18 protein-coding genes are annotated in these 17,364 nt (G+C 57.5%); 9 read left to right on the top strand and 9 right to left on the bottom strand.

Going from position 1 to position 17,364, the window contains the following annotated elements:
• Positions 1-140: 140 nt before the first annotated feature.
• The 3 genes from DBAC_RS12915 to DBAC_RS12905 all read left to right on the top strand — a co-directional run bounded on the left by DBAC_RS12915 (position 141) and on the right by DBAC_RS12905 (position 4,102).
• Positions 141-1,868, top strand: a complete 1,728-nt coding sequence (locus DBAC_RS12915; RefSeq protein WP_015774750.1) for a Wzz/FepE/Etk N-terminal domain-containing protein — start codon at positions 141-143, stop codon at positions 1,866-1,868.
• A gap of 153 nt (positions 1,869-2,021) precedes the next feature.
• Positions 2,022-2,909, top strand: coding sequence for a P-loop NTPase family protein (locus tag DBAC_RS12910; RefSeq protein ID WP_015774749.1), 888 nt, complete (start codon positions 2,022-2,024; stop codon positions 2,907-2,909).
• A gap of 47 nt (positions 2,910-2,956) precedes the next feature.
• Positions 2,957-4,102: an ExeA family protein gene (locus tag DBAC_RS12905; RefSeq protein WP_015774748.1), complete on the top strand. Its 1,146-nt coding sequence runs from the start codon at positions 2,957-2,959 to the stop codon at positions 4,100-4,102.
• Positions 4,103-4,264: 162 nt separating this feature from the next.
• Here the strand turns inward: DBAC_RS12905 and DBAC_RS19250 are convergent, their stop codons facing one another.
• On the bottom strand, positions 4,265-4,435 hold the full coding sequence (locus DBAC_RS19250) for a hypothetical protein (RefSeq protein WP_153304567.1): 171 nt from the start codon (positions 4,433-4,435) through the stop codon (positions 4,265-4,267).
• A gap of 512 nt (positions 4,436-4,947) precedes the next feature.
• Here DBAC_RS19250 and xrtD point away from each other — a divergent pair.
• From xrtD to DBAC_RS12885, 5 genes are all read left to right on the top strand, one after another.
• Entirely contained in the window at positions 4,948-6,498 is a 1,551-nt protein-coding gene (gene xrtD / locus DBAC_RS12900) for a VPLPA-CTERM-specific exosortase XrtD (RefSeq protein WP_015774747.1), read from the top strand.
• The gene (locus DBAC_RS18040; protein WP_015774746.1) at positions 6,495-8,159 is read left to right on the top strand and encodes a glycosyltransferase family 4 protein; all 1,665 of its coding nucleotides are present in this window, start codon (positions 6,495-6,497) and stop codon (positions 8,157-8,159) included. The genes xrtD and DBAC_RS18040 overlap by 4 nt, the downstream gene beginning before the upstream one ends.
• A 369-nt stretch (positions 8,160-8,528) precedes the next feature.
• Positions 8,529-10,889: a tetratricopeptide repeat protein gene (locus DBAC_RS12890; protein ID WP_015774745.1), complete on the top strand. Its 2,361-nt coding sequence runs from the start codon at positions 8,529-8,531 to the stop codon at positions 10,887-10,889.
• A 368-nt stretch (positions 10,890-11,257) separates the two neighbouring features.
• The gene (locus tag DBAC_RS19385) at positions 11,258-11,416 is read left to right on the top strand and encodes a hypothetical protein (protein ID WP_015774744.1); all 159 of its coding nucleotides are present in this window, start codon (positions 11,258-11,260) and stop codon (positions 11,414-11,416) included.
• Between the two features lie 11 nt (positions 11,417-11,427).
• On the top strand, positions 11,428-11,751 hold the full coding sequence (locus DBAC_RS12885) for a PilZ domain-containing protein (RefSeq protein ID WP_015774743.1): 324 nt from the start codon (positions 11,428-11,430) through the stop codon (positions 11,749-11,751).
• A 182-nt stretch (positions 11,752-11,933) separates the two neighbouring features.
• Here DBAC_RS12885 and DBAC_RS12880 read toward each other — a convergent pair whose 3' ends face one another.
• Both DBAC_RS12880 and DBAC_RS12875 read right to left on the bottom strand, forming a co-directional pair.
• Positions 11,934-12,224: a type II toxin-antitoxin system RelE/ParE family toxin gene (locus DBAC_RS12880; RefSeq protein WP_015774742.1), complete on the bottom strand. Its 291-nt coding sequence runs from the start codon at positions 12,222-12,224 to the stop codon at positions 11,934-11,936.
• Complete coding sequence (locus DBAC_RS12875; protein ID WP_015774741.1) at positions 12,212-12,505, bottom strand: CopG family ribbon-helix-helix protein; 294 nt, start codon at positions 12,503-12,505, stop codon at positions 12,212-12,214. The genes DBAC_RS12880 and DBAC_RS12875 overlap by 13 nt, the downstream gene beginning before the upstream one ends.
• 470 nt (positions 12,506-12,975) lie before the next feature.
• Between DBAC_RS12875 and DBAC_RS12870 the strand changes: the two genes are divergently transcribed.
• Positions 12,976-14,001, top strand: a complete 1,026-nt coding sequence (locus DBAC_RS12870; protein WP_015774739.1) for a nucleotidyltransferase family protein — start codon at positions 12,976-12,978, stop codon at positions 13,999-14,001.
• 130 nt (positions 14,002-14,131) lie between these two features.
• Here the strand turns inward: DBAC_RS12870 and DBAC_RS12865 are convergent, their stop codons facing one another.
• The 6 genes from DBAC_RS12865 to DBAC_RS12835 form a co-directional block, all read right to left on the bottom strand.
• The gene (locus tag DBAC_RS12865; protein WP_015774738.1) at positions 14,132-14,464 is read right to left on the bottom strand and encodes a type II toxin-antitoxin system HicB family antitoxin; all 333 of its coding nucleotides are present in this window, start codon (positions 14,462-14,464) and stop codon (positions 14,132-14,134) included.
• 213 nt (positions 14,465-14,677) lie between these two features.
• Positions 14,678-15,007 carry a HigA family addiction module antitoxin gene (locus tag DBAC_RS12860; protein ID WP_015774737.1) on the bottom strand — a complete coding sequence of 110 codons (330 nt, stop codon included), beginning with the start codon at positions 15,005-15,007 and terminating at the stop codon, positions 14,678-14,680.
• Positions 15,008-15,322: 315 nt separating this feature from the next.
• On the bottom strand, positions 15,323-15,673 hold the full coding sequence (locus tag DBAC_RS12850; RefSeq protein ID WP_015774736.1) for a helix-turn-helix domain-containing protein: 351 nt from the start codon (positions 15,671-15,673) through the stop codon (positions 15,323-15,325).
• A 58-nt stretch (positions 15,674-15,731) separates the two neighbouring features.
• A complete protein-coding gene (locus DBAC_RS12845) occupies positions 15,732-16,079 on the bottom strand; it encodes a four helix bundle protein (protein WP_015774735.1) in 348 nt (115 codons plus the stop codon).
• A 419-nt stretch (positions 16,080-16,498) separates the two neighbouring features.
• On the bottom strand, positions 16,499-16,756 hold the full coding sequence (locus tag DBAC_RS12840) for a DUF2442 domain-containing protein (RefSeq protein ID WP_015774734.1): 258 nt from the start codon (positions 16,754-16,756) through the stop codon (positions 16,499-16,501).
• Between the two features lie 16 nt (positions 16,757-16,772).
• Positions 16,773-17,006, bottom strand: a complete 234-nt coding sequence (locus DBAC_RS12835; protein ID WP_218915576.1) for a DUF4160 domain-containing protein — start codon at positions 17,004-17,006, stop codon at positions 16,773-16,775.
• Positions 17,007-17,364 lie beyond the last annotated feature (358 nt).

Genomic DNA, 17,364 nt, shown 5'->3' with positions numbered 1-17,364 from the left:
GTAGGGGCGAAAAATTTTTCGCCCCTGCGGATAAGATTTTTTCAAATATATTTTAGTGATTTGCGAATCAGTATGAGCGCTTGCGGGTTTCCATGGTTCTGCCTTGGTTTTGCCCTGCCTTGCCTTTCCAAGGAGTTTCAATGACCAGTTTCAGTGAAGAGACCGAACTCGGATATCTGTTTGGCGTCATCCGGCGTCGTATCTGGCAGATGGTTTTGCCGGCCGTTGCCGTGTTTGTCGTGGTTGCGGTGGTGGTGGCTTTGTTGCCGGCCAAATATGAGTCCTCGGCCACGATTTTGATCGAGGGCCAGGAGGTGCCGCAGGAGCTGGTGCGTTCCACCGTGACCGGGTTCGTGGAAGAGCGGCTGCAGACCATCACGCAGGTGGTGCTGAACCGCGCCAATCTGATGAGCATCATCGACCGCGTCGGCCTGTACCAGGATCAGCGCAAGAGCATGACCTCCGAGGCCCTGGTCGAGATGATGCGTAAAGACATAACCATGGAGCCCATCCAGGCCGAAGTCATGAGCAACACGGGCCGCCCCGCCACGGCGACCATCGCCTTTTCCGTGGCCTTCGAGGGCACCGAGCCCGCCAAGGTGCTGCAGACCACCAACACGCTGGTCTCGCTTTTTCTGGAGGAGAATCTCAAGAATCGCGAGGAAAAGGCGTCCACGGCCTACTCTTTTCTCGAAAAGCAGCTCGTGGCCTTGCGTGACGAAGTGGCCCAGTCCGAGGAGCTCATCGCCCGCTTCAAGGAGGAGCATCTGGGCTCCCTGCCGGAGCTGACCCAGCTCAACCTGCAGACGCTGGAGCGCATCGAGCGCGATGCGCAGGCCGTGCAGGAGAATATTCGCGGTATCCTGGAGCGTCGGGCCTTTCTGGAAGGGCAGTTGGCCACGGTCACGCCGCAGCGCACCCTGGTCACGGCCGAAGGCGGGCGCGTGCTGCCCCCGGCCGAGGAGCTGCGGGCGCTCAAGACCAGGTACGTGTCGCTCACGGCCACGCATTCGGACAAGCACCCGGAGGTCATCAAGCTGCGCGAGCAGATCGCGGCCCTGGAGGGCAGCGGCGTAAGCGTGGACCTGGCCGAGGAGCTGGCGGCCGCACGCGCCAACTTGGCGGACCTGAATGCCAAGTATGGCCTGAAACACCCGGACGTGCAGGCGGCCGAGCGCCGCGTGGCGGCCCTGGAGAAGAGCGGCGCGGGACGCAGTCGCATGGTGGCCAGTTCCGTGGCCGACAGCGCGGACAACCCGGCCTGGATGGCCCTCAAAAGCCAGCTGCAGGCCACGGACATGGATCTGCGCAGCCAGCAGGTCATGCTCGCGGACCTGCGCCTTCGCCAGGACGAGCTGACCCGCCGCCTGGAGAACACGCCAAGGGTCGAGCAGGAATACCGCAAGCTGGAGCGCGATCATCAGAACGCCCAGCTCAAATTCCAGGAGACCTCGCAGAAGCTCATGGCCGCGCGGGATTCCAAGGAACTGGAAGAGGAGCGGGCGGGCGAGAAGCTGACCCTGATCGAACCGCCCATGCTCCCGGAAGTGCCTTCCAAGCCCAAGCGCATGCTGCTCATGCTGGTCGGTTTCGTCATGTCGCTGGGCTTCGGGGCCGGCTGCGGCGCCCTGGCCGAGGCCATGGACGGCTCGGTGCGCGGGCTGCGCAGCCTGCACGCCCTGACCAAGGTTCCGCTCCTGGGGTCCATCCCCTACGTCGCCACGGGCGCTGAAGTGGCCCGGCGCAAACGCAAGATCACCATGGCCGTGACGGGAATGGCGGGGGCGCTTGCCGTGCTGGTACTGCTCATCCACGTGTATGTGCGGCCCTTGGATATTATTTTTTATCAGATTCTGGATCGGTTTTAGGAAATTGTGAATTGTGAATTGTGAATTGTGAATTGTGAATTGTGAATGGGTTAAGGCGGGCTTAGGCAGGGCGGAGACAGGTCATCATGCGTCCGTTTGAGCCATGCCTTTGCCCCTTTCCTCCCGATCACCATTCACCAATAAGAGAGCAACATGAGTAAAATAATCAAGGCCCTTGAAAAGGCCGAGGAAGCGGAGAGGCTGGCGGCGGGGACTCCGGGCGGGATCATTGTGCCGGACTCGGCACCAGCGCGGCCTGCCATGCACGTGGCGCAGGTCGAACCTGTCGCACCGGCCGCACCTGTCGCGCCTGTGTATAAGGCGAAGTCGCAGGCCGGGGGTGCGGAGCGGCGGGACAGTGTTGAGGTGCGTTATGAACAGACCAAGATCGAGCAGGCCTGCTTTCACAAGATGGAGGAGCGCAGGCTCCTGGGCGAGGGCGCTCCGCGCGAATTGCGCGACGCCTTCAACGTGGTGCGCACGCAGATCCTGCAGCAGACCCGCTCCAAGGGGTTGAACACGATCATGGTCACCAGCCCTGGCCGGGGCGAGGGCAAGACCACGGTGGCCACCAATCTGGCCATCACCATTGCCCGCGACGCCAGCCAGACCGCCCTGCTGGTGGACGCCAACCTGCGCTGGCCCGGCATCTCCTGCGGTCTGGGCATGGACTTGCGGCCCGGGCTGTCGGACCATTTCTTGCGCGGTTTGCCCGTGGAGAGCCTGTTCGTGAACCCGGGCATCGACAAGCTCGTGGTCCTGCCTGCGGGCGCGTCGCAGGAAGATTCGGTGGACATCATCAGCTCGCCCGGCATGCAGAACCTTGTTGGGGAACTGAAGAGCCGCTATCCGGACCGCTACGTCATCTTCGACTGCCCGCACCTCTTGGGCATCCCCGACGCCCTGGTCTTTGCCGAATACGTGGACGGCATCGTCCTGGTGGCGGGCGAAGGCCACACCGCGCAAAACGATTTGAAAACAGCGCTCGGCATGCTGGAAGGGCGGAATTTGCTTGGAGTGGTGTTGAATAAGGTTGGGTGAAGGCGAGGACAAGAGAAGGAAAAAGGCGGGGATAGAGCAAAAAAACTATGTACGAAAATTTCTACGGCCTACGCGAGCGGCCCTTCACCATCGTGCCCAATCCGGGCTACCTGTACATGAGCGAGAAGCACAAGCTGGCTTTCGCGCACCTCAAGTACGGCCTGGGGGAGGGGACCGGGTTCGTGGTCCTCACCGGTGGCATCGGCACGGGCAAGACCACGCTCATCCGCTATTTGTTGGGCCGCATCGAGAAGGCCGTGGACGTGGCTCTGGTCTTCAATACCAATGTCACGGGCGAGGAACTGCTGCGGCTCATCATCCGTGAGTTCGAGGCCGGGGAGCCGGGCGGCGACAAGGCCGCGAACCTGGCCATGCTCAACGAGTATCTCATTGACCGCTTCAGCCAGGGGCGGCACGCCATCGTCATCGTGGACGAGGCCCAGAACCTGTCCCGCGACGCCCTGGAGGAGGTGCGCCTGCTCTCCAACCTGCAGGGCAACAGCCGGCCGCTCTTGCAGGTGGTCCTGGTCGGGCAGCCGGAGCTGCGCCGCAAGCTGGCCGACCCGACCCTGACCCAGCTGGCCCAGCGCATCACCTCGACCTTTCACCTGCCCTCTCTGGAACTCGACGAGGCCAAAGCCTACATCTGCTTCCGCCTGGCCCATGCCGGGGGCAATCCGCTCCTGTTCACGCCCGAGGCCATGGAAGCCATCCACGCGCTCTCGGCCGGGGTGCCGCGCCTGATCAACATTCTCTGCGACGCGGCCCTGGTGCACGGCTTCGCCGACGAGTTGCCCGTCATCGGCCCCGAGGTGGTGCAGGACGTGGCCCGGCAAATGGCGCCCATGCTGCATTCGAACGGCATCCAGACCACGGCGGACACCGAGCCCTCGGCCGGAATGGAGGTCACGCCGGATCTGGAGGAACGCCTGTCCGCCCTGGAACGCCGCCTCACGGTCATGGAAGAGCGCTTTGCGGCCTGGGGCACGGATGTGCAGCTGCTGACCCTGGAGCTTGGGGCGCTGAAGGAGCGGGTCAATGCCGCGCAGGCCGCGCCTCTAACGGACACCAAAGCCGCCCCCGCGCAAGGCGTGGTCAGCATCCCCATTGAAATGCCTGCCGAAGAGCAGCGCGCCCCTGCGGAAAAGAAACCGCAAAAGTCCGGTGGTTTTTTGAAATGGCTGTGGGGGTGAAGGCAGCGCGAAAGGCAGCGACGGAGCAACGATAGAGGCCGCGATAACAACAGATGCGATTCCGGCGCGATACCTGTAGGGGCGAAAATTTTTCGCCCCCACGCCCCCACGAAAATTTCCCGCCTGATCATGACCACGACGATACGTCGCGTAGGGGCAGACCTATGTGTCTGCCCTGTTTTTCTGTCCGTCCAATTTTTGTGCCTGCCCTGTTTCGGTATACCGCCATACACCCACGTCGGGCAGAAGAAGGGCGGCCACGTCGGGCAGAAGAAGGGCGGCCACGCAGGGCAGAAGAAGGGTGGCCACGCAGGGTAGAAGAAGGGCGGCCACGCAGGGCCGCCCCTACGTTGTGCCGTTGATGCGATGATGTGATTCCGGTGCGATACCTGTAGGGGCGAAAAATTTTTCGCCCCTACGCCACCACGAAAATTTCCCGCCCGATCATGACCACGACGACACGTCGCGTAGGGGCAGACCTATGTGTCTGCCCTGTCTTTGTGTCCGCCCTGTCTTTGTGTCTGCCCGTTTTTGTGTCCGCCCCGTTTCGGTGTACCGCCATACACCCACGTCGGGCAGAAGAAGGGCGGCCACGTCGGGCCGCTTCTGCGCACGCAGTCCAGTATTGTCGGACTTGCCCGGACCATCCTCTTGGGTTTGAAAGTCTCAAAACGCACGTCTGGCAACGCTTTGGCGTTTCCTGGCCAGGGTTTGTGCTTGGCACGGGACTTGTAAAAAAGGTGGGATTTTATTGGCATCCGGCCTGAAGATTTTGTGTTTGGGTCCAGGGGCTTTTGAATCTTTCCGGTGAATTCGCACTATTCAATACAAAGTCTGGAGCGCGCATGCCTCGTATCAATTGGCTGGGATGGGGAGCCGGAGCGGCCCTCGTCGCGATTGTCTATCACGCGGTCATCATCCGACTGGTAGGCAACGAGTGGGGCAGGGCGGATTTCGACTACTGCTACCTGATCCCCTTTGTCATGGCCTATCTCATCTGGGAGCGGCGCGGGGAGCTTGCGAGCATCCCCTCCAAGGCCTCCTGGGCCGGGCTGTGGGCCTTTGGGGCTGCCGTGTGTTTTTTGCTGCTGGGAGAACTGGGGGGGGAGTTTCTGTCCCTGTACCTCTCGCTGTGGTTCGCAATCCTCGGCGTGAGCTGGACCCTGCTGGGCTGGCGCAAGCTCAAGGTCGTGCTCTTTCCCCTCTTCCTGTTTGCGATGGCCTTTCCGCCACCGAACTATCTCTACAGCCGCCTGACCCTGGGCATGCAGCTGCTGTCAACGCGGCTGGGCGTCGAATTTTTGCACATACTTGGCATCCCCGCCTATCGCGAGGGCAACGTCATCGACATGGGCTTCACCCAGCTTGAGGTCGTGGCCGCCTGTTCGGGGCTTCGGTTTCTCATTCCCCTGGTCATCGTCGGCATGCTCCTGACCTATTACTTCCGGGAAAAATGGTGGAAGCGGACCCTGCTCATGCTTTTCACCCTGCCGCTCGCCATCGCCATGAACGGACTGCGCATCGGCATCAGCGGCGTGCTGGCGCGCAGCTACGGGCCCGCGATCGTGGAGGGCGCGGCTCATGACGCCATGGGATGGGTCATGTTCCTCCTGTCGGCGGCGATTCTGACCGGCGGCATGAAGCTTTTGACCGCCAGGGGAAAACCCATGCTGGTAACCTTTCCCCATGCTGCCGGCGATATTGTCCAGACCAGGGTTGCGACCGCGCCGCTCCTGGCCGGTCTGGTGCTGCTGGCGGTGGCCGCGGGCTATCTGCAGTACCGGGCCATGACCCCCGACGTGCTGCCCCGGGCCCGCAACCTGTCGGCGTTTCCTTTGCGCCTGGGCGAGTGGGAGGGGCGGTCGGTGCCCATGGAGCGCGAGTTCATCGAAGAACTCGATTTCACGGACTACGTGCAGATCGACTTTCGCGACGGCCGCCAACGGGTCGTTGATTTCTACGTGGCCTGGTACGAACGGCAGAGCAAGGGCGAGTCCATTCATTCCCCCGAGACCTGCCTGCGCGGCGGCGGGTGGCGCTTCGAGCGCAACGGGGCGGTGGAGGTGGACGTGCCGGGCTACAAGACGATGCGCGTCAACCGCACGATGCTGGAGCAGAACGGCCAGCGCATGCTCTCCTACTTCTGGTTTCCGGCCCGGGGGCGCTATCTGACCAACGGGGTGGAGCTCAAGCTCTACACCATGTGGGATTCCCTGACCCTGCGGCGTACGGACGGGGCCCTGGTCCGGCTTATCACTCCCTTGTATCCGGGAGAAGCAGAGGTGGACGCCGAGCAACGGCTCCTTGACTTCCTGGCCCAGGCCCTGCCGCCTTTGGAAGGGATCTTGCCGGGCGAGAACATCGAGCCCGTGTTGCCGGGCGGAAAGGCCTCATGAATTTTCTGATCAGCTTCTATATCGCCTTTCTGCTCTCCACGCTGCTGGTGCCCGTAGGCATCCGCCTGGGGCGGCGCTGGGGCATCGTGGACAAGCCTGACCCGCGCAAGGTCCACACCGGGTTGATTCCTCGCACGGGCGGCATGGCCATCGCAGTGGCCACGGTGGCCTCCCTGCTCGTGCCCCTGACCATGTCCAGGGAGCTGGGCGGGTATCTGGGCGGCGGGCTGATCATCCTTTTCTTCGGCATGTGGGACGACATGCGCGAGCTTGGCTACCGCATCAAGTTTATTGGGCAGATCGCGGCCATCCTGACCTTCACCCTGGTCTCCGGCATCCAGGTTTCCTGCCTGGGGGAACTTATGCCCGGCCTGGTCGTGAATCTGGGGCCCGCGTCCATCGCTTTGACCATCATCTTCATGCTGGCGGTCATCAACATCATCAATCTGAGTGACGGCCTGGACGGCCTGGCGGGCGGGTTGTCCCTGCTCATCCTCTTGGCCTGCGCCTTTCTGGGCTACATTCAGGAAGCGATGCTGCCCATCGCCATCGCCCTGGCCGTTTCGGGTGGACTGGTCGGGTTCATGCGCTACAACGTGCACCCGGCGGAAGTGTTCATGGGCGACACAGGCAGCCAGTTTCTGGGCTACACCATCGGCGCGTGCCTGATCATGCTGACCCAGAACCACTCCATCTATACCCCGGTCCTGCCCTTGTTTCTCTTAGGCACGCCGATCCTCGATACGGCCATGGTCATGTACGAGCGCATCCAGAGCGGGCAGAGTCCGTTCAAGCCGGACAAGAACCACCTGCACCACAAGCTGCTGCGCGCGGGCCTGACCCAGGAACAGGCCGTGGTCAGTATCTATTTCCTGCATTTCGCGCTCATCGTGACCGGCTTCGCCCTGCGTTTCGTGGCCGACTATCTTGGCCTTCTCCTCTATATTCTCATACTTGGTGCCGTGTTCGCATTCCGCCATGCGGTGCAGGGCAAGGACGTAAGCGCTCAAAACATGTATTCAGCGGTGAAGAGAGTGGCCCAAGCGATTTTTGTCTGGAATACGAGAAGCATCAATGTGCGGCACTGTATCTCATGGCTGTGTTGGAAAAGCTTTTTTCTGCTCTTTACATTCTTCTTTTTCATCAATGTATACTTCATACGCCATTCTCCATTACCTATGATGATTGCGTCTATGGCCGTGATTTGCATTCTCGCTTTTCTATACAGAAGACATAGCGCGCGGCTTGTCCCTGTCATGTACTACATGATGCTGGCAGTTATTTTGTACGTGGTCGTATTCGGGGAGGTCATGAAGACGGACAGCGTCTTTCTGATCATGGGCCCAGACGGGGTCACGGGCATTTTCTACGTCTTGAGCGCACTGTACTTCGCCTGCATCATCCTGACCCCGGAAAAAGTGCCGCTCAATGCGCTGGACTATATTCTTATCGCTTTCATCAGCTCCCTTGCGCTCATGACCGAAACCCATGCCGAACTTTTTGAATTGAGGCAGATCGCCATGAAGGCCGTGCTGCTCGGGTTGGGCCTGAACCTGATCTATTCGCGCATCAGCAGAAACAGGGACTACGTGCTTTTCCTGTTGTCCCTGCTCTGTCTGGAGACGCTGATGCTGGCCGTATTCACGGGGGTGTTTTCCTGAATGGCGCGTTGCGGACCGGGATGTGGGGTGCATCCGCGACTCTTGGCATCTTCGGTCGTTGGCTTTGATATTGCAAATTCAGGCGGATTGTCCGGCGTACAGCGAAGAGTCGGCTCGTGTCCGGTCACCGCGCATTCGTGCCGCGGAAGAACTGTTTGTGTGTTTTTTTCTTGTTATTTAAGTTCGTTATATTTTGTCATGAGTCCGGTGCAGGGGCGATCGGACGGTTGTGCAGCCTTGTGGACCCGTGCGGCGTGGTCGTGGCGTGTCCGATGGGGTCGGACAGGATGGGCGCGGTCAGGGCTGGGGGACTTTGCGGGGAAGAGCGGCACGTGTCGTGTCCGGGCGGCTACTTATAAGGAGATCTGAATGCAGCGGGTTTTATGTTTTTTGCTTCTGGTCATGATGCTCGGTGCTTGTGGATCCAAGGAGAACCGCAGGGATGGGTTTTATGCCAACGGCCTCAAGTTCGAGGAGGCGGGTCGCTTTTCCGAGGCCAGGGTTGAGGGAAGGAATGTCATCAAGCTCGACCCCAATCATGTCGGCGCGCACCTGCTGCTCGCCCGTTGCGCGTTGAAGGAGCAGAATTGGCGTGAAGCCTTCGGGAATTTTCAGCGGGCCGTGGAGCTTGAGCCCGCCAATACGGAGGCCCTGCTCGGAGTGGGGCGCCTGTACCTGCTATCCGGCGATACGAACCAGGCTGAAGCGCATGCGGGTCAGGTGCTGGCATTGGACCCACAGTCCGTGGATGGATTGTTGCTGCGGGCCGGAGCCATGCTGCGCGCCAAGCGTTTTGAAGAAGCCGGCCGGCAGTTGGATCTGGTCTTTGCCAAAGACCCGGCAAACGAGGATGCGCTGCTGGCGCTTTCGGTCATCCATTCTGAACAAGGAAGAAACTCAGATGCGCTGGCCGTGATTGGCAAGGGAATTGGTAAGAAGCCGGACAGCAGGCCGCTGCATTTCCGCGCGGCAAGCCTGGCTGCGGACATGGAAGATTACGCCGCGGCCGAGCAGCATCTTTTGAAGCTCAAAGAGCTCGACCCCGCCAACAGGGGCGTGCAGATCCTGCTGGCGGCGCTTTATGAGCGCATGGGGCAGAATGGGCGCGTGGAGGGTATCCTGCGGGAGCTTCTCGCGGCCGAACCCGGCTCGGAAGAGGGGCGGCTGCGCTTGATGGACTACCTGATGCGCACCGGAAAGGCTGAGGACGCGCTTGCAGTGGCGCAAGAAGGAGAGCCGTCGCCCAAGCTGCGGCTGGCTTCCGCCGCGGTGCTTTTGACCGTGGGGCGGGCCGATGAGGGTGAAGCGGCTCTGGTCGCCCTGGCTGGGGATAAAGAGGCGGGCCCGGCGGGCATCGAGGCACGGCTGCGCATGTCCGAGATCAAGCTGCGCCGGGGCGACCGCGACGGGGCCCTGGCCGAGGTGGACGAGGTGCTGCGCCTCAACCCCGCCGACGCCCGCGCCCATGCCGCGCGCGGACGCATCTTCATGCTGCAGGACCGCTTCGAAGAAGCGTTGGCCGAGCTGCGCATCGCCCTGCACGACGCCCCCGACGACATGGCCGTGGCCGTGCTCATGGCCCGCGCCCAGTTCGCGCTGGGCAACACCCTGTCCGGGGTGGAGGCGCTGCGCAATTTTCTTCTGAAGAAGCCGGACGCCGTGCCCGTGCGCCTGGAACTGGCCGCGCATCATCAGCGGGCAGGTGAGCCCGACGCGGCCCTGGCCGTGTTGCAGGGCGGTGAGAATGGCGGCAGGATGCCCGCCCAGTTGATGCTGGCCATGGGCGATATCGAGGCGCGGCGCGAACATTTCGACGCGGCCGAGATCTACTACCGGCAGGCCGCTCAGGAGAACGAGGCGCACGCTCCGGCCTTGTTGCGGCTGGGCAGCATGCACGGCGGCCGCAAGGACTGGGATGCGGCGCGGCGGACCTTCGACGAGCTGCTCCTGGCCAGTCCCGATGCCCACGGCGGCGCCGAAGGCGTGGTGGCGGTGGAACTGGCTGCGGGGCGGGGCGAGGCGGCTCTGGCCTGGGCGGCGGAGCGGTCCGCGTCCCGGCCTTCGGACCCGCTGGCCGCGGATCTGCAGGGGCGCACGGCCCTGCGCCTAGGCAATGTGGACGAGGCGGAAAAAGCCTTTCGCGAAGCCCAGCGGCGCGCCCCGGAATGGTCCGTGCCCTCGGCCAGGCTGGCCGGGCTGTACGCGTCCACGGGCCGCAAGGATACGGCTGTGGCGGAATGCCGCGCGGCCCTGGCCAAGAACCCGGACTCCGTGCCGGAGGGCCTGCTGCTGGGTCAGTTACTGCAGCTGGGCGGGGAAACGGCCGAGGCCGAGGCCATCTTTCGCAAGCTCCTGGCCCGCCATCCGGACCTGCTGCCCGCAGCCAACAACCTGGCCTACCTGCTGGTTTCTCATGACGCGCCCACAACGGAGCAGCTGAGCGAAGCGTTGGCATTGGCCACGCGTGCCAGCGCGGGCGGCGACCCGTCGGCGCTGGATACGGTGGGCTGGGTGCATTACCGCCTGGGCGACAAGGACGCGGCCCTGCAGTTCCTGCGCAAGGCCCACGAATCCCTGCCCGAGGACCCGGCCGTGACCTACCACCTGGCCCGGGTCCTGGCCGATCTTGGGCAGACCGGGGAAGCGCGCGAGCTGCTCACGGCCCTGCTGGCCCGCACTCAGGATTTTCCGGAACTGACCCGTGCCCGTGAGCTGTTGGCGAGCATCTGATTTGGTCGGACAGGATGCGTCCGAGTGCGGTCTTGCCGAGTCGGACAGGGTAGGGCCCGGCAGGTTCGGACTGAATCCGACCACCTCTGCAGTGCTGCTGCGAGATCATTTAGGTTGCACGCATCATAACCATATCCTGGCTTGAAAAGTGTCTGTGCGCTCTTTCATGCCAGGATCTTCTCTGTATTTATATCATGATTTTAGCTGAGTAATATTTTTTTTTGTTCACAAATTGCAATTTGTGTTGCATAAAGTAAACACTTGTGTTACATGTTGCGATATAGATGTGTTTTTATGGTTTGTTCTCATATTCGTGGATTTTTTTGATATGAGCAGGCGCGTGCCGCTCAACAAACACGAGGTACAGCATGCGAGTCTGGCTTCCTCACTGCATCTACAAGACCTTCCCTCTTTTTGTCGGCACAGTGGGTCTGGCCGGGTGCCTGGCCGGCAGTTCGGCCAGTCTGGCCCTTGGCGGAGTGCTCATGCTTTACAGCGGCGGAGTGTGTTATTTGAGGAAGGGATAAGGAGCCAACCAGTGCTGGACTCAAGAAAATCGCCTCGCAGGGCCTCGCTGACGCGGTGTACGGTGGAGAAATGCTTTTCGAAGGACGGCCAGATTTCGTCCCGCACGGTCAATTTCAGCGCCACGGGCTTCATGCTCGAACTGGATTATCCCCTGAGCCCCGGTGACGCCATCAAGATCCAGTTCGCTTCCGACGCCGAGGAGACCGGGCTTTACGGCGCCTGCTGTTGCCTCGGCATGGTGCGCTGGTGCAAGGCCCAGGACGGAAGCTGCGGCGGGTTTTACGGAGTAGGCGTGGAACTGGCCAGGCAGACTCCCCGGCGGTATGTTTATTAGTTTTTGGTTTCTTGTTTTTGGTTGAGCCTGTTCTTTCGGGAGTGGGCTTTTTTGTTTTGTCCACCCTGTTGGCAGGCCCGTCTACGAATTCGACGCAGGCTCCATCGCCATCTCCGAAGTTGCCCCCGTCGTTCTCCCGTCGCCGCCTTTCCCGCTGCCTTTGTCGCTGCCTCTATTACTAATCAGTATCCCGCTTCTTTCTGATGTTTGACGGTGAGGATGCATACGCAGTCGTCGATGGTTTCGTAGAAAACGGCGTAGCCTGAAGCCCCGAACGGGATGAGCAATTCGCGATGTTCCGGTTCCAGGTCCTCCGTCGGGCGTCCGGCCTGGGGAAAGTATCGCAGGATGTTTGCTCCCTTGCGGATGGCGTCCAGGGCTTTCGCAGCGGCCTGCGCATCCTTTTCGGCAAGAAAGCGGTGGATTTTACCGAGTCCGTCAACGGCCCCCGCGGTCCAGATCAGACGTGGCATGCGGGCATTTCCGTCTCGTTGCCATCAACGAGTTGATCAATCCATGCGTCTACCTCTTCGCCTGTGACATGCAGTCCGGTCAGCATATACTCGTCGTGGGCCTTGATACACTCCTGACGGATGGCCTCCCGCTTCTCCTCCCTGTCCACATAGGTCTCCATCGCCCTGATCATGACTTCATGAACCGAACGCTTGCGGACCATGGCAATGTGCTGCACGCGTGCGTGCAATTCCAGGGGAAGCTTGATGCTCGTGGGCTTGATCGGTCCTTGCGAGGGCATGACAACCTCCTTGGTAGTCGTAAGTAGTATCTTGTATCGTTCAAGGTCGGGAGAGTTGTCAACAACAACGATAGAACCAGTGACGGGGCAGCGACAGAGCCAGCGACGGGGCAACGACAGATGCAACGATAGAATCAGCGACAAAACCAGCGACGGGGCAGCGATAGAACCAAAGCAGCGACGGGACAGCGATAGAACCAGAGACGGGGCAGCGATGGGGACGCGACTGAGCTATCTTCACTTCACCATTCACCAATGCTCGTCTCCACGAGTTCTCCCTGTGCTGGGTCGAGATGATCTTCCGCGATAAGGTTCAGACCATGGACATCGAGGAAAAGGTTCTGCATGCTGCAGCCAAGAATAGCCTCTCCTCGAACAAGAAGATCAACACGTCATTAAAGGTTAGTTACCCACCAAAGATTGATTTTTTCAATTAAAGTGGGTAATCAAGGTTTTCACGAGGCGTAATTATGGCAGCAGTAATCACAGAAATTCTCAAAGAAAGCCGAGATTATTACCGGACATTAAAGCAAGAGTTAGTCGGCAAGTTGCTTTTAAACGCTGGTGGTTCTTTGGTAATAAAGTATATTCGGGGAAGTGAGTATTTATACATTCGTAAAAATATACAAAAAAAACGTACAGATTTGTACATTGGTCCAAAAAATGAAGATATATTATTGAATATTTCAGAGAAATTAAAGAGTCGCAAGAGAAATATTGAACAACTAAGAAAGTCAAAGTCTGCCATGAAAGAGCTTCGCATCGATCCGTCAGAAATTGCTAATGAAAACTATGTGCCCTCTTTGCGCACGTTGTTTGAACGATTTGAACAAGAAGGCCTTTGGGATGAAGGCCTTCAAATCATAGGTTCTTGGTGTTTTATAATTTATCAAAATAATTTTGGAGTTGAATTCTATCCAGAGCGAACTTTAGATATAGATATGGCTGTCAATGTTCCGTATAAAGGAAAGCCTGTTGACCTTTCAAAGATATTAAAAAGTATGGGTTTTGACGAACAGTTTGATTATCAGTCTAACAGTGTTCGCTACCGTTGTAATGATTTTGTTGTTGAATTTCTTCAGTATCAACAAGGTGATGGAACTAAAAGAAAATCAGGTAATGATACGCAGGATCTGGGCATAACAACGCAAGCACTGCCTTATTTGAACATCTTGTTGAGCAATCCGACTATTCTCACCGCTAGAGATCTGGGGCGGGTGTGTGTCCCCTCAATGCCGGCATTTGTCGTTCACAAGCTTATCGTAGCGGATTGTCGGAAGGATGCTGCAAAAAAAATAAAAGATTATAAGCAGGTAGAGGCTGTGTGTAAAACGATAATTTGGAATCCGAAAGATATTACTGAATTGACCGAGATCGCAAGCAGTATTCATAAGACGTGGTGTAAAAAAATGATTCATTCGTTTCAGGCAATGTCTGAATATGTGCCTGAGTCCAAAGGCACGGAACGGGCGCTTGCTTTAGCTGGGCTTATCTGACCTCCATTCCACGGCCATCCATTCAGCAAAAATAGTATTGCGATCCTAATAAAACTCCAATGCGATCGGATTCAAATCCTGTCGCCCTGGAGTTAGCCATGTGCTAGACTTGGTGTACATCCTCCACACATCAGATCCGGGTCGCTTGCTCAATGACCTTTTCCGCCCACTTGTTCAGGCTTTGGCTTTCATGGGCTGCCTTGCGGAATGCCGCCGCGTGAACCTGGGGATTGATGCGCAGCATCAGGCGGCCGCTGGCCGGTTTTTCGGGTTTCTGATTCAGTTTTTCGCAGGCCGCTATATAGTCATCGATGGCGGTGTGGAATGCAGTCTGGAACTCGTGGACGGACTCGGCATGGAAGACGATGACGTCTTCGATGTCTAAAATCTTGCCCACAAGAATGTTGTCTTCCGCGTCAAAGTCCATGCGGGCGGTGTACCCTTTATATTTCATGGCGTTCATGGTTTGACCCCCAGGGTTGCAAGATATTCGAATCGGAACGTCACTCGGAGGTAACGACAGAGCCAACGACAGGGCAGCGAAAGAATCAGCGACAGGGCAGCGATAGAATCAGCGACGGAGCCATTGACAGACACCACCTTCTGGATGTCTTTCCCCGTTGCCTCAGTCGTTGCCATTTCTAATCACCATTCACTATTCACCATTCACCAATCACTAATCAGCTGCCGCATCAACGCCGCTAACATCTTGCACGCCGGGCAAAGGTGTCACCGCTTCCCAGCCGGTGCGCTCGTGTTCCGCTTCCCATAGATCCCGCGTCTTCTGCATGTTCATCCACAGATCCGGCGAAGTGGCGAAGGCACGGGAAAGCCTCATGGCCATGTCCGGGGTGATGCCGACCTTTTCGTTGACCAGGTTGGAAAGATGCTTGCGAGAAACGCCCAAGTGTCCAGCTACTGCCGTGACGGTCAGCTTCAACGGTTCCAGGTACATCCGGAGCAAAATGCCTCCGGGATGGCTTGGCTTGCGGGTTCTGTTCTGCATATGGCCTCCTAGTGATAGTCGAGATAGTTGATAACGTGAGTTCTTGGTCTGAGAGATCCATGCAGTTTGTTGTGAATGGTGATTAGTGAATCGTGAATGGATAGGGCAAAGGCAGGGCAAAGACAGGGCAAAGGCAGGTGTTTTTGGTCTCAGAGGCCCAGGAGCCAAGACCATCGACAGAACCGGTGACGGCGGCAGCGATATAATCAGCGAAGGAATCATCGACAGACACCACCTTCTTGATTGTCTTTCCCGCTGCTTCCGTCGTTCTCCGGTCGTTGCCTTTTCCATTCACCAATCATCATTCACCATTCACTATAAAAAAATCCGCCAATTCATTTCCAGCGCGTGGCCAAGCTTTTTCGCCATTGCTTTGCCGATGGGGCGGACGTCTCTCTCCATGCCGGAGATATGTGATTTGTGGACGCCGATGGCGGCGGCCAGGGCAGCCTGGGTCAACCCGCGCAGACCCCGTGCGCCGGACAGGACCTTGCCCGGTGTAGAGTCGTGGAATACGTCCTCGGCCGGCACAGCAGAGATGGAGGCATCGATAGAACCAGCGATAGAATCAGCGACGGAGGCATCGATAGAACCAGCGACGGAACCATCGATGGGGGCATCGACAGACACCCCCATTTGGATTGCCTTTCCCTTTGTCGTTGTCATTGTCGCTGCCTCCGTCGTTCTCCGGTCGCTGCCTTTTCCATTCACCATTCACCAATCACTATTCACCACTAAGATACCGTATCAATCCAAGAATCAGCTTCCTTATTGAAGTGATTTGAGAGGAAAATTTCGAGTACTGATCAGTATAGTTGAGTCTTTGAGCGATAAAAAGCTGTGTCTCTACTTCAGCAAGAGACCCAAGGGCGATGTGTAGAAATTGCGAAAATTCCTTGTTGGATTTTCGAGCTGCTCCTTCTGCAATATTGCTTGGAATGCTCGTAGCGGCCCTTCGTATTTGCTGAGTCAACGCGTAAACTTCTTCTCGTGGGAAGTTCTTGGATATGTTGTAAATGTCAATGGTCAAATCGATGCTCAATTTCCAAGCGTCTAGTTGTTTGTGGTCCATGTTTTTTATTGGTGAATAGTGATTGGTGAATAGTGGTTGGTGAATAGTGAATTGTGAATAGTGAATGGGTAAGAAAATTAAATTATCGTTTGATAATTTAAAAAATACAAAAACTATTTCCAATCACCATTCACTGTTCACCATTCACCATCTCATACGAACGTATGAGAAACAATGCGAAGAAATGAGTATTGAATTATGCTAAGCGAATAGTGAATTGTGAGTAGTGAGTGGTGAATGGTGAATAGTGAATAGTGAATGGGTAAGAAAATTAAATTATCGTTTGATAATTTAAAAAATACAAAAACTCTTTCCAATCACCATTCACTGTTCACCGATCACTAATAATATCTCTTCCCAATCACCATTCACTGTTCACCGATCACTAATAATATTTCTTCCCAATCACCATTCACTATTCAGATACCGCTGCCTGCAGGTCGTGATTGATCATAGAGGGTTTCCGGCGCGATATCGATGTTGCCGGGCCAGATCACTGTTCCGTAGCCTACTTTAGCAAGCATGAAGAACGGCGATTCCTTGAGGCGGTGAAAAGGAGGTTTTGTCAGAAGATGCCGCATATCGAAAATGCGTTTTTCACCGTTCTCGAAAGTGAGATAGAGGCTATGGTCGGGCCGGGGCTCGACGGCGACTACATCCAGCAGCTGTTTTTCCATAGTTACCATCCAATTGTCAGCGAAGCGGGGCTATGTTGAAAAGTTCTTCTCCGGCTACGGCCAGTTCCCAGTTTGCCAGCAGTTCGTCTTTGTGAATTTCGATCCATGCCTGCACAAGTTTCAGTTGCTTGGCGGGGAAGTCCCCTGCGAGGAGGACGCCATCGTCAATGCATATCGATGCCTTGTGTCCCGCATAGCGTACGTGGATATGCGGGAGGTTATGTCGCCCATAGTCTTCGTACATGATCATTACGAGGATTCCGTAAAACATGCTAATGGTCGGCATTTTTCATACCCTTTATTTATAAGTTGGAGTCGGGGATGAGTCCAGTGTGTTATTGGTCTCAGAGACCCAGGCATTCGGAGTTACCAGCTTCCGCTTTGTGTGGAAATTCGGTCAAGTACGTATACGACATTGGGTCTCCAAGGCCCGGCTTACCCCAGTCACTACTCACCAATCACCATTTTGAGGTCGAGAAAAGGGCCTTTTTAGAGAAAAAAATGAATGAAGTTGAGGTGTTATTTGTCTCAGAGACCCATGCACGACAGAGATCCATGCACGAAACAGGAACGGAGACAGCGGGCGCGGCGGGGATGGTGGCTGAGAA

Origin of the sequence: Desulfomicrobium baculatum DSM 4028, from assembly GCF_000023225.1 — a bacterium.
GTDB lineage: Bacteria > Desulfobacterota > Desulfovibrionia > Desulfovibrionales > Desulfomicrobiaceae > Desulfomicrobium > Desulfomicrobium baculatum.
Note: the sequence above shows the minus strand (reverse complement) of the source record. Positions and strands in the feature narration are given on the sequence as shown.